The sequence below is a fragment of the Streptomyces sp. NBC_01363 genome, from assembly GCF_026340595.1.
GTDB lineage: Bacteria > Actinomycetota > Actinomycetes > Streptomycetales > Streptomycetaceae > Streptomyces.
Genome location: NZ_JAPEPF010000001.1, coordinates 5047607 through 5061362 on the forward strand (window position 1 = coordinate 5047607; position 13756 = coordinate 5061362).

At 71.7% G+C, this 13756-nt stretch carries 12 protein-coding genes and 2 pseudogenes; 7 read left to right on the top strand and 7 right to left on the bottom strand.

The genetic code is table 11. The annotated features are described in order from the left end of the window. Window positions 1–84: 84 nt before the first annotated feature. Window positions 85–1008 carry a sirohydrochlorin chelatase gene (locus tag OG611_RS22865; protein ID WP_266423181.1) on the bottom strand — a complete coding sequence of 308 codons (924 nt, stop codon included), beginning with the start codon at window positions 1006–1008 and terminating at the stop codon, window positions 85–87. Window positions 1009–1127: 119 nt separating this feature from the next. Then, window positions 1128–2174 carry an N-acetylglucosamine kinase gene (locus OG611_RS22870; protein WP_266423183.1) on the bottom strand — a complete coding sequence of 349 codons (1047 nt, stop codon included), beginning with the start codon at window positions 2172–2174 and terminating at the stop codon, window positions 1128–1130. A 123-nt stretch (window positions 2175–2297) separates the two neighbouring features. On the opposite strand from OG611_RS22870, the gene OG611_RS22875 reads away from it, so the two are divergent. Then, entirely contained in the window at window positions 2298–2975 is a 678-nt protein-coding gene (locus tag OG611_RS22875) for a uracil-DNA glycosylase (protein ID WP_266423185.1), read from the top strand. 116 nt (window positions 2976–3091) lie between these two features. Here the strand turns inward: OG611_RS22875 and OG611_RS22880 are convergent, their stop codons facing one another. Beyond that, window positions 3092–5929 (bottom strand): hypothetical protein, encoded by a 2838-nt coding sequence (locus tag OG611_RS22880; protein ID WP_266423188.1) that lies wholly within the window; start codon window positions 5927–5929, stop codon window positions 3092–3094. Window positions 5930–6105: 176 nt separating this feature from the next. Next, window positions 6106–7194 carry an exo-alpha-sialidase gene (locus tag OG611_RS22885; RefSeq protein ID WP_266423190.1) on the bottom strand — a complete coding sequence of 363 codons (1089 nt, stop codon included), beginning with the start codon at window positions 7192–7194 and terminating at the stop codon, window positions 6106–6108. A gap of 217 nt (window positions 7195–7411) precedes the next feature. Between OG611_RS22885 and OG611_RS22890 the strand changes: the two genes are divergently transcribed. After that, a complete protein-coding gene (locus OG611_RS22890) occupies window positions 7412–8128 on the top strand; it encodes a cupin (protein ID WP_266423193.1) in 717 nt (238 codons plus the stop codon). Here OG611_RS22890 and OG611_RS22895 read toward each other — a convergent pair. Continuing rightward, window positions 8116–8688, bottom strand: coding sequence for a GNAT family N-acetyltransferase (locus tag OG611_RS22895; RefSeq protein WP_266423196.1), 573 nt, complete (start codon window positions 8686–8688; stop codon window positions 8116–8118). The genes OG611_RS22890 and OG611_RS22895 overlap by 13 nt on opposite strands. A 407-nt stretch (window positions 8689–9095) precedes the next feature. Between OG611_RS22895 and OG611_RS22900 the strand changes: the two genes are divergently transcribed. The 3 genes from OG611_RS22900 to OG611_RS22910 all read left to right on the top strand — a co-directional run bounded on the left by OG611_RS22900 (window position 9096) and on the right by OG611_RS22910 (window position 11697). Beyond that, window positions 9096–9872, top strand: a complete 777-nt coding sequence (locus OG611_RS22900) for a methyltransferase domain-containing protein (RefSeq protein WP_266423199.1) — start codon at window positions 9096–9098, stop codon at window positions 9870–9872. A gap of 144 nt (window positions 9873–10016) precedes the next feature. Continuing rightward, window positions 10017–10406, top strand: coding sequence for a hypothetical protein (locus tag OG611_RS22905; protein ID WP_266423201.1), 390 nt, complete (start codon window positions 10017–10019; stop codon window positions 10404–10406). Between the two features lie 193 nt (window positions 10407–10599). Beyond that, entirely contained in the window at window positions 10600–11697 is a 1098-nt protein-coding gene (locus OG611_RS22910; RefSeq protein ID WP_266423205.1) for an NADH:flavin oxidoreductase/NADH oxidase, read from the top strand. Between the two features lie 99 nt (window positions 11698–11796). Here OG611_RS22910 and OG611_RS22915 read toward each other — a convergent pair whose 3' ends face one another. Then, window positions 11797–12201 carry a hypothetical protein gene (locus tag OG611_RS22915; protein WP_266423208.1) on the bottom strand — a complete coding sequence of 135 codons (405 nt, stop codon included), beginning with the start codon at window positions 12199–12201 and terminating at the stop codon, window positions 11797–11799. Window positions 12202–12546: 345 nt separating this feature from the next. Here OG611_RS22915 and OG611_RS22920 point away from each other — a divergent pair. Then, window positions 12547–12666 (top strand): annotated as a pseudogene (locus OG611_RS22920) (LacI family transcriptional regulator); the annotation flags it as partial. On the opposite strand, the pseudogene OG611_RS22925 reads toward OG611_RS22920, so the two are convergent. Next, a pseudogene (locus tag OG611_RS22925) lies at window positions 12665–13182 on the bottom strand (carbohydrate binding domain-containing protein); the annotation flags it as partial. The pseudogenes OG611_RS22920 and OG611_RS22925 overlap by 2 nt on opposite strands. A 146-nt stretch (window positions 13183–13328) precedes the next feature. Between OG611_RS22925 and OG611_RS22930 the strand changes: the two are divergent. Next, entirely contained in the window at window positions 13329–13745 is a 417-nt protein-coding gene (locus OG611_RS22930; protein WP_266423211.1) for a thioesterase family protein, read from the top strand. Window positions 13746–13756: the final 11 nt, after the last annotated feature.

The following is a 13756-nucleotide window of genomic DNA, read 5'->3' on the forward strand; positions in this document are numbered from 1 at the left end:
CACAGCACGATCGCCGTACGGGCCGGGAGAACCGGGCCCGTACGGCGATGGCGGACTGCCGGGCGCATCCGGCCCGGCACCGGGTCAGTGCGCCTGGGCACCCTGCGGCGCGACCGGTGTGATCCCGAGCGTCGTCATGTACATCGACAGCACGAGCTTGCCGATCGCCGGGTACGCGCCGAGCGGCTCGGCCGTCGAGCAGCCCGCCTCCTTCGCGGCGGCGTCCAGCAGCCCCTCGGCCACCTCCGGGCCGACGAGGTACGGAGCCAACGCGAGCTGCGCCGAGCCGGAGCTCGTGAGCTGCTCGGCGATCGACGCGACGGAACCCTCGACGTCGAGCGCCGCGGCCATCACCGGTACCGCGAGCCGGGCGGCCAGCAGCATGCCGGTGATCCCGGCGGCCTGCACGGCCTCGTCGCCCCCCACCGTGGCCAGCACGATGCCGTCGGCGGCCGTGGCCACCGTGAAGAGCCTGGCCCGGTCGGCGCGGGCCAGACCGGCCTCGGAGAGCCGTACGTGCAGCGCCTCGGCGAGCAGCGGGTGCGGGCCGAGCACATCGGTCAGCTCGACCTGCGTACCGCTGTCCATCACGGCCTGTCGTATCCGCCGGATCAGGGCACTGTCCGGCCCCGCGAGCAGCGGCACGACGACGGCGGACGGCCCCTCGGGCTCGGCGACCTCACGGCCCGCGGCCCGTGCCTGCTCGAAGCGCGCGACGCGCTCGGCGGCGCAGTGGGTGAGCACGGCGGAGAGCGTGGGGTACTCGGTATCGTCGCCGTCGAGGTAGCCGATCCGGGCGTTGAGGCCGGGCAGCTCGGAACGGGCGATGCTGATCACCTCTTCGGCCAGGCTGCGCGTGGCCGAGGAGGGGGTACCGGGAAGGGCGAGAACGAGCGCGGCGGCGCCCTCGGGTGCGACCACGGGCTCCGGGCGGCGGTGCCGTCCGGACTGGCGAGGTCGCGGCATTCGTACAGGCAGGCCGGAAGCGGGCCCAGTGGGGGTGCTCATGGCGCCGCATGCTACTGGTTTTGGGTGCGGCTCTGTTCGGGGAGGGCCCAGGCAGGCGTTATCTGTCCGCTTTTATCCGATGAGCGGCTTACCGGTCGACTGTCCCGCTCTGTCGCCGGCTACTCGGGCTCCTGCTCAGGCCCTTCACCAGGCACCCGGAGCAGCGTCGGGTGGCGGGGCAGCCGCAGATCCCCGGCCGCCAGCGCCTGGGCGATGGACAGTGCACCGGTCAACGGATCACCCGAACCGGGGACCGTCCGTGCGTGCGGAAGCAGTCGGGACAGCTCCTCGCGCAGCGGCACGAGCAGCGGATCGCCCATCCGGAACAGGCCACCCGTCAGCGCCACTTCGCACGGCTCGCCGTCGGCCCCCGCCTTCGGGCACACCGCGGCGGCCGCCTCCGCGACATGTACCGCGGCCTCGCGCAGAATCCCCGCGGCGACCGGATCGTGCGCCGCGCACGTGGCGACCTCGGGTGCGAACGAGGCCAGTACGGCGGGCCGGTCGGTACGCGGATAGAGCAGGCCGGGCAGCTCCGGCGCCGGCCCGAACACCGCCTCCAGCCGGGACAGCAGAGCGGCGGATCCGCCGCGCCGCCCGTCATGGGCGCGCATGGCCGCATCGAGCCCGGCCCGGCCGATCCAGGCTCCGCCACCGCTGTCACCCAGCAGATGTCCCCAGCCGTCGGCCCGGCGCCAGCTGGTCAGATCCGTACCCAGCGCGATCATGCCCGTGCCGGCCGCGACGACCGCCCCCGGGCGCTGACCGACCGCCCCCGCGTACGCGGTCACCGCGTCGGCGGCCAGAGCCAGCCGCCGCACCCCGAGCGCGCCCTCCAGGGCCGACGGGAGTTCCGCGCGCAGCTGCCCGCCGAGGGTCGCCATTCCGGCGGCGCCGATCGCCACGGCGTCGATTCCCGAGCCGTCCTCGCCGCCGTACTGCTCCAGCAGCGTACGGGCGGCGGGCAGCAGTTGTTCCAGCAGATGGCCCGCGTCGATGCCGGCCGGTCCGGTGCGCACCGGACCGCCGCAGACCGCCGTCGCCACCGGGGCGGACCCGCCGACGGTGCCCAGCGCCACCCGCAGCCCCGAACCCCCCGAGTCCACGCCGAGCACATACGGCCCCGGTGCGGCGGTGCTTTCCGGTGATCGCCGCGGTGCGCTCATGGGCCGGCTCCAGGGAGGAAGAGGAATGACGGCGGCAGCCTATCCCCAGTACCGCGGGCCGGGTTCGGGGGAGTGCGGGTTCGGGGTCGGGGCGGACCGTGTACGCCGGTAGAGTGACGTTCCGTGGCACCACGACCGTTGAATGAAGTAGTCGAGCCCGGCTGGGCCGAGGCACTCGCCCCCGTGGCCGGACGCATCGCAGCGATGGGCGATTTCCTGCGCGCGGAGGTGGCGGCCGGACGCACCTACCTGCCGGCCGGAGCGAACGTTCTGCGCGCGTTCCAGCAGCCCTTCGACGACGTACGCGTCCTGATCGTCGGTCAGGACCCCTACCCGACGCCCGGAATGGCGATGGGGCTGAGCTTCTCCGTGGCCCCCGAAGTGCCTCAGGTACCCGGCAGCCTGGAGAACATCTTCCGGGAACTGCACACGGACCTGGGGCTTCCGCGTCCGTCGAACGGCGATCTGACGCCCTGGACGCGACAGGGCGTACTGCTGCTGAACAGGGCTCTCACCACGGCGCCCCGCAAACCGGGCGCGCACCGCGGCAAGGGCTGGGAGGAAGTCACCGAACAGGCCATCCGCGCCCTGGCCGCCCGTGGTAAGCCGCTGGTGTCCGTGCTGTGGGGGCGTGACGCCCGCAACCTGCGGCCCTTCCTCGACGGCTTCCCGGCGATCGAGTCCGCGCACCCCTCGCCCATGTCGGCGGACCGCGGCTTCTTCGGCTCGCGCCCGTTCAGCCGCACCAACGAACTCCTGCTGCGCCAGGGGGCCCAGGAAGTCGACTGGCGGCTGCCGTAGCGCCCCTGCCCGGCATCGCGCCGGACCGGGGCGCACGCCTCGCCGACCCCGGAGTGGCACCGGCTCCTTCGCGGGGCCGGTGCCACGTCCTCAGGTCACGCGCGGCACGTCACGCGTCATGACGCGTCGCGCACCGTGCCGGTGAACACCGGTCCCTCGTGCGGTTCCCAGGATTCGTCGTAGGTGATCATCCGCATCCGCAGAGATTCCTCCGGCTCCTCGATCCCGTCACCGACCGTGGGCACGGTCACCTCGGCACTCAGTTTGCCGGCGGGCACGGTGGTCGGCAGATACGGCGTCTCCACCACCTTGGACAGCGGTCGGGCCGGCCTCGGCGACTCACCGAACGTGTCCTGCAGCCACTGCCCGTCGACGTCCAGGGTGGACAGCTCCGCCCCGTGGTCGACCGGCAGGATGTCGAAACCGACGGAGTCCATGTCGACATCGGCGACCGCGGAGAGCGAGACCCGCCAGCGCAGGCTCTGCCCCTCGGTGACATGGTCCGCGACCGGCTTCACCTCGACCGTGGGCATCGGGTCGTCGTTCCGCACGGTCAGACCGCCGAGGTGGGAGCCGACGACCGCGCCGCGAACCGCCTTGACGAACACGCTGTGCGTGACGTCGTAGCCGAAGCGGGTGTTGCCCCGCACCTCGACCGGCACATCGATGGCATGGCTGCCCGGACGCACCGTCACCGTCCGGTAGTCGGCCTCGTCCTTGTCCGGCTCGGCGACGAACAGCCGGACCCGGCCGCTACCGTGCCCGGAGACCCGCACCGGGATGCGATAGGTCCGGACCCCGGAGTCGCCTTCCTCGACGGTCAGATGGCCGATGTCCACTCGCGGCAGCGAGGCCGCCCGAACCGGCGGCGTGCCGGGGCGCCAGCCCCACGCGTCGACCAGCCAGGCCTGCCCCGACCCGCTGCGCGGAGTCAGTTCCAGGGACTTCACCCGCTTCAGGTCCACCTTGCTCCGTACGGCGGCGGAGAGCGGCACACGGATCTCGCGCCCCCAGTAGGACGCGGTCCGGTTGCTGCCCGGCAGCCCGTCGATCCGGGCCGTGCCGAGTGTCGCCCGTCGGCCCTCGGTATCGGTGAGGGCGATGTCCAGCCGGGTGCCGGTGGTGTTGGGCGGCACGATCAGCCGGAGTGCCAGCGATTCGGAACCCGCCACGGAGACCGGACGGGCGGGCCGGATCCTCACCGCGCTCCCCGGCTTCGACCAGCGCATCGCGACCGCGTAGCGGCCGGGCTCCCGCGGCGTGTCCCACATGGCGAAGTGCGGGGAGACGGCGGTCCCTTCGGGCGGCAGACAGGCGCGGCCCGGATCGGGATCCACCTGCGCGCACACCCGGCCGCCGCTCACGGCCACCGAGGTGTCCGGCAGGAACGCGGGCGTCCGCTTCCCGCCGACCGCGTGGGTGAGCACGCGTGCCGGGCCGGCCGAGGACGCGCGCCGGTCCGAGCCGTCCAGCAGCGGCCGTACGCGGTCGTCACCCGCGACGAACAGCCGGGCCGCCGCGGCGATGTACGTGGCCCCGGCGGCCTGTTGCCGGGTGGCGCCGAGCCGGGCCTTCTTGCCCGGAGTGCACACCGGGTCCGGGGTGCCGTCGTCCCAGAAGTCGTCCTCGGCGGGTGCCTCGGCCTGTCCCGGCGTCCACTCACTGTTGAAGAAGTTGTGGTTGGCGCCGACCATGTAGACCGCGCTGTGCAGTGCGGCGCCGCTGCTGACGCCGCGGGTGCCGTCGACATAGATCTGGCCCTGGAGATCGGACACGTCGCCGTCGCAGCCCGGCAGGATGGTCATGGACGGCACATCGGGAACGGGGTTCTGTCCGAAGACGGTGGGACCGATCAGGACGGTGCCGCGAATGCGCCAGCGCACCGGGCCCCGGTAGCCGTCCTGGTCCGCCGGCGGCCGGTAGAGGCTGTCGAGCGCGGCCCGGTTGACGCCTTCCCCGCCTCGGGAGTGGCCGACGAGCAGCACCTTGGACATGTCGGCAGGCGGTGCGGCGCGCACGGCCGCGGGTGCCCCGGCCCGGTCGGCGGCCCAGCCCGCCCAACGGGCCAGATGCAGCCGCACCAGGGACGAGCGAGCCTGGGCGCCGCCGTCGTCGGCACTGTCGTCCTGCCCGTTTATCCCGTTGGCCGAGATGGAGACGGTGACGTAGCCCTGGGAGGCCAGGAGCTTCTGGTCACGCAGATAGCCTCGATGGCTCGGCACCGGCCGTGTGCCCGCCTCGCAGGGCCAGGACATGCCCTGGTCGCCCTTGGCGTTGAAGCACGTGTAGTGACGGCCGTGCAGGAACAGCGCGAGTGGCCGGCGTCCCGGTGCGCCGACCGGTGACACCACCGCGGCGCGCATCTCCACCGGAGCGGTGAAGCCGGGCAACCGCACCGACTTCAGGGCGTACTCGCCGCTGACGGCCCGGTACTTGCCCGGTACGCCGGGGTCGACGGGATTCGCGGGCAGAGGAGCTGTCGGCTGCGCCGCCTCGGCGGCCCGCCGGGCGTCCGGGGCCCGCCGGGCTCCGGAGGCGTCGAGACGGCGTCCGCCCGCCAGTGCCTTGAGGCCCGTCACGCGTCCGATGTCCGCGCCGTCGAGCCTCAGTCGGAAGGCCCGCCGGTCCCGCGTGGCCACCGGCCGGCCCAGGAGCTTGTCCCCGGCGTAGAACTCGACACGGGCATCGCCCATGGGTACCGGGTCGGGCGAGGTCCAGACGAGCTGCTTCCCGGCTCCCGTACCGGTGACCCGCCAGCCCGCCGGGAGCCGGTCGTCCGATCCTCCCCGGGATATGGAGGACGACGTGGGGGATATGGAATCGGTGGAACGCTGCGTGTGTGCCGGTTGCGGCGACGCGCGCGCCAATTCCGGCCATCCAACGGTCAGGGTGAGTACCGCCAGTGCGGCGGTAACCGTGCGCGAGACACGGATCAAGGTGGTCCTCCTGGTCATCGGCCTTCTCGAACACCCCAGAGATCCCTGGGGCCCCCGTTCCCGAAGGACGGAGAGTGAAGCCCAGGGGTTGCCTCATCCCGCGTCGCAGTGCGCGGAACTGATGCTTCGGGGAGATGAGTTGGGCCGATGACCGATCGGAACGAGCCATGGGCCGGCACACGGCCGGCCGTTGTTCAGGCGCCGATCACCGCCGCCCGCACGCACAGGACATCCGGAAGATGCGAGGCGAGCTGCTGCCAGCTGTCCCCGTCGTCCGCGCTGGCGTACACCTCGCCGTTGCGATTGCCGAAGTAGACACCCGCCGGGTCGGCGTCGTCCGTACAGAGCGCGTCGCGCAGCACCGTGCCGTAGTGCGACTCCTCGGGCAGGCCCGTCGACAGCGGCTCCCAGGTGCTGCCCGCGTCACCGGTACGGAACACCCGGCAGCGGTGCTCGGCGGGCACCCGGTCGGCATCGGCGTTGATCGGGAAGATGTACGCGGTGTCCGCGCGGTGCGGGTGCGCGGCCGCGGCGAAACCGAAGTCGGACGGCAGTCCCTGCCCGATGTCGGTCCAGTTGTCCCCGGAGTCGTCGCTCCGGAACACTCCCCAGTGGTTCTGGAGATAGAGCCGGTCGGGATCGACCGCGTCCCTCGCCACCTTGTGGACGCACTGACCGAACTCCGGATCCGGGTCGGGGAGGAAGACCGCGGACACCCCTCTGTTCGACGGAGCCCAGCTCGCACCGCCGTCCTTGGTGCGGAACACCCCGGCCGTGGAGACCGCGACGGTCACGGCGCGGGCATCCCTCGGGTCCGTCAGGATGGTGTGCAGCCCCTCACCGCCCCCGCCGGGCACCCATTTCGAACGCGTCGGGTGCTCCCACAGCGGGCGGACCAGCTCGAAGGACTCCCCGCCGTCCTCGGAACGGAACAGCGCGGCGGGCTCGGTGCCCGCGTACACGACATCGGGCGCCTCGGGGCCGGCCGGATGCAGCTGCCAGACCCGCTCCAGCGATGTCTCGGTGAACCGGGGGAACTTCACGGCTGGTTGCTCTGGTTCGACCCAGGTCCGGCCCAGGTCGTCCGAGTGGAAGACCGACGGGCCCCAGTGCGCGCTGTCACCGCCGACCAGGAGTCGTGGGACCTGCCTGCGGGTGTCGATGGCGATCGAATAGATCGCCTGCGCCTTGAAATACGGGCCGTCGAACTCCCACGCGCCACCGCGTCCGCGGCCGATGAAGAGTCCCTTGCGGGTGCCCACGGTGAGTAGTACGTCGGTCATGACCGAACCTCCCGAAACGCCGTTGTGTCGGATAAGGGCCAGTCTGCACCCGACCACTGACAGTGGCCCGCAGGGCAGCCTCCTGACACCCGGGCCCTGTTGCGTACGCGGTCTTCGCGGGTACGGTGCAGCAGACACAGAAAGCGCTTGCCGAACTTCATGACGTCCTCGGGCGAACCCCGCGCGGGCCTCATGGCAGAGAGACCGAGGAGCAGCTGTGCCGACCTTCGAAGGGCTGCCCGGCGCCGTCGCCGTGTCCCACCTGCGGGTATACGACTGGCCCGCCGCGGACGGCCTGCGCGGCGGGACACCCCATCTCCACCTCACCTGTTCCGAGGGGTACGTGGTGGTCGGGGGCACGGGCTCGGTGCAGACCCTCACCGCGTCGGGATTCCGGCAGACGCCACTGGCGCCGGGTGCTCTGGTGTGGTTCACGCCGGGCACGATCCACCGGCTCGTCAACGAGGACGGGCTGCGCATCGTCGTCCTCATGGAGAACAGCGGGCTGCCGGAGGCGGGCGACGCCGTGCTCACCCTGCCACCGGACCACCTGGCCGACCCCGAGGTCTATCGGGCGGCGGTCGCCCTGCCCGCCGACGGCTCGGAGGCGGACCAGGGACGGGCCGCCCGCGCCCGCCGCGATCTCGCCGTCGAGGGCTTTCTCGCCCTGCGCCGGGCCACCGAAGCGGGCGACCCAGAGCCGCTCGCCGCATTCCACCGGGCCGCGGCCGCACTCGTGCGCCCGAGAGCCGAGGAGTGGCGTGGGCGCTGGCGGCGGGGGGCCGCTGCTGCCTCCGAGGTGACCGGCGCCCAGCTCGACGCCGTGGCACGCGGCGACGGCGACTACCTCGCCGACGCCTGCGTGCACGCCGAACAGCCCTCCGCACACGGGAAGTTCGGCATGTGCGGCCGACTGGACGTCTACCGGGGCTGACCGGCTCCGGCGGCGTCACGGGCGGTGTCGGCGATGGTGTCGTCGGCGGCGTCGAACGCGGCGGAACGGGTCAGGACCCGGGTGGTGCTGCCGTCCTCCTCCACCATGTCCCGGACGTGCCGGAAACCGATCCGGCCCAGCAGTGCCAGTGACGCGGCGTTCCCGGGGGCCACCGTGGCATGCACCTCGGTGAGCCCGAGCGTGTCGAAGCCGTACCCGGTCAGTGCCCGCGCGATCTCCGTACCGAACCCCTGCCCCCACGCGGCGGCGGCCAGTGCGTAGACGATCTCGTGGCCGCCGACGTCCGGCGACGGCTTGATCTCCGCGTGGCCGACGAACCGGCCTTCGTGCCGAACCGCCCAGACATCGAAGAGGTCCTGTGCGTACACCTTGCTGAAGATCCGTCCGAACAGGGCGCGGTCCTCGGCCTCCGTCATGGGCCCTGCCCCCATCCAACGGGAGACCCGGGTGTCCTGGAACAGCGCGACGAATTCCTCCTCGTCGTCGGGCGTGTACGGCTCCAGGCGCAGTCGTGCGGTGTGCAGGGCAAGGGCTGTCATGGCGGACGACGCTACGCAGGGCCCGGACGGTCCGCAACGCAATACCCATGGCCCCCGAGGCCGCCTTCCCCGGGTCGCGGCGCCCGTGTCGTCAGTGGCGGCCAGCACCCTCGGCGCCCTGATCGAACGCCCATCGCCGCGAACTCCGCCGACCGGCACGGTCGTTCGCGCTCCGGCCCGGCTCCCGCACGACGTGGGCCGGCCCGAGCCGAAGCGCCTGTCCGCATGTGTCCGGCACAAGGTGACGCACCGGCAGACAGGCGAGGCGCTGGCCCCGGAGCAGCGCATCTCGTGATGAGGCGAGGGGGTGAGGTCGCCGTGGTGCCGGACCGTGTCGGTCCGACCGATCGGGTTGCGAAATCGCCGTGTTTGCCCGACTGTTCGCGGGATTTGGTTGACTGGAGCCCATGACCTCCTTCGTGTTCGAGACTGTCACTCCCGATGAGTTCGCCTACCTCGACCGGGTCGCCGCGTCCGATCTGGGCCGGTCCTACAAGAGGCACGTGCTCGACGAACTCGGCATCCGTCCGGGCGAGACGGTGCTCGACCTCGGTTGCGGCCCCGGCACCGACCTCGGTGCGCTCGCCGAGGCTGTCACCGTGACAGGCACGGTGATCGGTATCGACCACGACCAGGTCACGGTCGATGCCGCAAAGGATCGCGCCGCGGAGCGGAGCAACGTGACCGTACGGCTCGGCGACCTCCACGATCTGCCGCTGCCGGACCACACCGCCGACCGGGCCCGCACCGACCGGGTTCTCCAGCACGTCGCCGATCCTGTCCGAGCGCTCCGCGAGGCCCGGCGTGTGCTCCGGCCGGGTGGGCGGCTCGTCATGGCCGAACCGGACTGGGGAACCTTGACGGTCGACCACCCGGACAGCGGCCTGACGCGCGCCTATACCCAGTACGTCACGGACGAAGCCGTCCGCAACGCCCGCATCGGCAGCCAGCTCGCCCGACTGGCGGCGGACGCGGGATTCACCGTTCCCATGGTCGTCCCGGTCAGCCCCGTTTTCCGGGATGTCCGGGCCGCCGACGGGATTCTCGGTCTGGAGCGCACCGCGCGTCGAGCCGTCGGCGCCGGATACTTCACCGAGGAAGCGGCACGACGCTGGCTGGACCACCTGACCGACGGTCCCTTCCTGGCAGTCGTGACCTTCTACATTGTCGTGGCCGAGTCGTAGGGCGCGTTCTGGAAGTGGGGCCGTCCGCCCGGAAGGCCCCAGGCTGTACGAGGCCGATGAACTGCGCGGGGCCGATGAAACCGAGCGGGGGCCGACGAGCTGTACTGGACCGATGAATCGGCCGGCGAAGGGAAGAGTGGAGCGATGACCAGCGGGATCGAGGACGCCGAGGGGTGCGGAGCGGCCTTGGAGGTGAACCCCGTCGGAGCGCGGGTCGGGATCAGGGCCGTGGCGCCGTCGGGTGAGCTGTCGCTGATCTGTACCCCCGCCCGCGCCCGGGAGCTGGCGGCGGCGCTCACCTTCGCGGCGGACGAGGCCGACAGTGCGCGATCGGCGCAGCCCGTCACCGTCAAGGCGGGCGAGCTGCGCCGAGGGGACGTACGGGACGGCGACCGCGCCATGACGGTGGACGACATCAGGGTCGACGGGGCCACTGTCCACGTCACCTGGAAGTCGGGCGCCGGGCGCTGCTGGACCCAGGGCTATGACGCGGACGTCGATATCACGCTCCGGCGGCGCGCCGGAAGTCACTGACCCCGTCGGCGCTGTCGGCCCCGTCCCGCCGGTCCCAGGGGCGTGAGTCCGGCCGGGCGGCCCGATTCCGGCGACGGGCCGAATCCGACCCGGCCCGAGTTCTTGTACGAGAGGCATCGTAATTTGACGGGTGTCGTAGTACGAGATGTATCGTACTAGCGATTCTTCCGTACCCGTCGAAACGGAGTCCGACGTGAGTGCCCTCTTCGAGCCCTACACCCTGCGGTCGCTCGTCATTCCCAACCGGGTCTGGATGGCGCCCATGTGCCAGTACAGCGCCGCGCCGGAGGGCCCGGACGCGGGCGTCGCTACCGACTGGCACTTCGCCCACCTCGCGGCGCGCGCCATAGGGGGAACCGGGCTCATCCTCACCGAGGCGACGGCCGTCAGCCCCGAGGGCCGGATCAGCCCCGCCGACCTCGGCATCTGGAACGACACTCAGGTCGCCGCGCTCCGTAGGATCACGGACTTCATCAAGGGGCAGGGGTCCGTCCCCGGCATCCAGCTCGCACATGCCGGGCGCAAGGCCTCCACGGCGGCTCCCTGGCTGGGCGGCCATCCGGTCGGGCCGGAGGCGTACGGCTGGACGCCTGTCGCCCCCAGTCCGCTGCCGTTCGACGACGGTCACCCCGTGCCGCACGAGCTGACGACGGATGAGATCCAGGGTGTCGTCGAGCAGTTCCGCGAGGCCGCGCGCCGCGCTCTCGAAGCGGGGTTCGAGGTGGCCGAGGTGCACGGCGCCCACGGTTACCTCATCGGGCAGTTCCTCTCTCCGCACAGCAACCGGCGCACCGACGAGTACGGCGGCAGTTTCGAGAACCGTGTCCGCCTTGCTCTGCGGGTCGTCGATGCGGTGCGTGAGGTCTGGCCGGAAGGGCTGCCCGTTTTCTTCCGGATCTCCGCGACGGACTGGCTCACGGAGAACGACGAGGACGAGCGGGAGGGCTGGACCGTCGAGGAGACCGTGCGGCTGGCCGTCCGGCTCCAGGCCCACGGGGTCGACCTGCTGGATGTCTCCAGTGGCGGAAACGCCCCGCGTGTCCGTATCGGGACCGGGCCGGGGTACCAGGTTCCCTTCGCCGAGCGGGTCAGGGCCGAGACCTCGCTGCCCGTCGCGGCGGTGGGGCTGATCACCGAGCCGCAGCAGGCCGAGAAGATCATCACCGAGGGGCGGGCGGACGCTGTTCTCCTCGGGCGCGAGCTGCTGCGCAGCCCGTCGTGGGCCCAGGAGGCGGCCCGCGAACTCGGCGGTGAACTCCGTAAGCCGGAGCAGTATCTCCGTGCGGTCTGACGACTCGGACCACCACCTGTGCCGCACCGGCCCGGCCGGTCCTCATGGCGCGCAGCGGTCATGGGGCTCCGGGCCGGTGCGGCCCGTCCGTGCCGTGTTTCACCCGGTGGCGGGGGTGAGGCGGCTGCGGACGAAGGGTCCCGTCGCAAGAGCGAGGACGGTGAAAGCAGCGAGGCGCTGCAACCCCGGCCGGGCCGACACGTCGACGTGCTGGATGCCGTACGCCGCGTACCAGTTGGCTGCCAGATCGGTCGCCATGATCGCGCACATGAGGTCTACGCCGGCCCGCCTCCCGCGGAGCAGGAGCAGGGCGGCCAGCGAGTCGAGGACGGCCAGCGAGGACCAGTACAGGTTCAGCCAGCCGGGGGCCCAGTCGTAGGGACGCAGGCCGTGGCGGAGAAGGCCAGCGAAGTGGGAGGCGGCGCCCACGAGGACCAGGACCACGACGTACAGCGCGACGAGTGCCACCACCCACCAGGGCGCGCGTCCCGTCCATCCCCTCATGCGCCCGATCGTCTCAGACCTGGGAGGCCGGGGTGTCGGCGCACCGCTCCTCACGAGCGCCGCCGACCGCCCGCAGGGCGGGGGCAGCACGATCGGTGCTCCGGCCGTCGGCGCCACCCGTCCGCACAACGATCCCGGCAGCAGGAGCGAGGCGGAAGGTGCCTGCAGCCTTGCTCCATAAGGGAGTTCGACATTCCGCAAGGTGGGTTCGGCGCCTCGCAGAAACAACTCGACGACGTCTTGCCGCTCGTGTCACACCGCTTATATAACGTTGTAAACTGAGCCGCCATGCCCCCACCGCGCGTCGGCGAGCGTGCCGTCCTCCCGCCAAGAAGCATCCCGCGCATGCTGATCCAGCGCCGAACCCGTACCCTCGCCCTGGCCTGCCTCCTCGCCGCTACCGCCACGCCGGCCGCCTCCGGCTGCTCCAAGTCGGAGACCCCGGACGACGCGGGCGGGGACAGCAGGCTGCCTCCATGCCCATGCCCATGCCCGGCACGGCGGTCCACGATCCGCCCGCCGACTGGTAGTGGATATTGACGGTGGACCAGCCGACGGTGGTCGTCGAGTAGTAGACCGAGGCGGTGCCGGTGTCCGTGGGAGAGGGCGAGGGATCCGGGCCGGTGCCGGCGCACGGGTCGCTGTGGGCCACGACCCCGTCCTTGACGGTGATATTGCCGGTGCCCAACGCGTAGTTCTTTCCGACGTTGTTGTCCCAGGTGCCCGAGCCGTTGTTGAACGTTGCGGCCAGTCCGGACGCGTTGCCCAGGCTGACGGTCTCACCAAGTCGGAGCAGGCGGCCTCCATCCGCACTGCGGGCGCGGTCGTCCACGAACCGCCGTTGGGCGCGTAATGCAGGTCGTACGCCGACCAGTTCCTGGTCTTCGTGTAGTAGAAGACCGTCGCGTGGGGAGGGCCACAGCCGGGGCCGCGGCAGCCGGAGAACCCTGACGCGCCTCGGGGTTCGGGCGAGCAGCCCATTCCGATGGGTAAGAGCTGCCGGAACTTTGCTGCGATCTCTTGAGGCGGGCGAAGCTACATGGACATGACAGGTGCGTACGAGGCGCGGCGCGGGTAGTGCTGTGGATACTGGGAATGGCGGACTGTGCAACGGGGTTGGGACGTTCATGACCTACTTTGTTGACGTGACCGTCCGGGGCTACGAGCTCGACACGCAGGGACATCTGAACCAGGCCGTCTATCTGCAGTACGCGGAGCACGCACGCTGGGAACTTCTGCGCGCCGCCGGCCTGCCGCAGGACAAGCTGCTGGCCAGCGGCGTCGGGCCGGTCGCGCTGGAGACGACGGTGAAGTTCCTGCGCGAACTCCGCGGCGGCGACCGGGTGCGGGTGACCTGCCGGTTCGTGTACGGCGAGGGGAAGACGTTCACGGTCTCGCAGCAGATCCTCAAGGAGGACGGCACCGTCGCCGCCGAGGTCACGGGCGTGGCGGGGATGCTCGACCTGACGGCCCGCAAGCTGATCGCCGATCCGGCCGGCCATCTCGCCTCGCTCGCCGACAACCCGGAGCTGCTGAGCCAGTGACGGACGGCCGC

Coding starts and splice junctions, on each gene's coding strand:
- OG611_RS22865 (WP_266423181.1), bottom strand. CDS start 1,008: ATGAGCACCCCCACTGGGCCCGCTTCCGGCCTGCCTGTACGAATGCCG.
- OG611_RS22870 (WP_266423183.1), bottom strand. CDS start 2,174: ATGAGCGCACCGCGGCGATCACCGGAAAGCACCGCCGCACCGGGGCCG.
- OG611_RS22880 (WP_266423188.1), bottom strand. CDS start 5,929: ATGACCAGGAGGACCACCTTGATCCGTGTCTCGCGCACGGTTACCGCC.
- OG611_RS22885 (WP_266423190.1), bottom strand. CDS start 7,194: ATGACCGACGTACTACTCACCGTGGGCACCCGCAAGGGACTCTTCATC.
- OG611_RS22895 (WP_266423196.1), bottom strand. CDS start 8,688: ATGACAGCCCTTGCCCTGCACACCGCACGACTGCGCCTGGAGCCGTAC.
- OG611_RS22900 (WP_266423199.1), top strand. CDS start 9,096: ATGACCTCCTTCGTGTTCGAGACTGTCACTCCCGATGAGTTCGCCTAC.
- OG611_RS22905 (WP_266423201.1), top strand. CDS start 10,017: ATGACCAGCGGGATCGAGGACGCCGAGGGGTGCGGAGCGGCCTTGGAG.
- OG611_RS22915 (WP_266423208.1), bottom strand. CDS start 12,201: ATGAGGGGATGGACGGGACGCGCGCCCTGGTGGGTGGTGGCACTCGTC.
- OG611_RS22930 (WP_266423211.1), top strand. CDS start 13,329: ATGACCTACTTTGTTGACGTGACCGTCCGGGGCTACGAGCTCGACACG.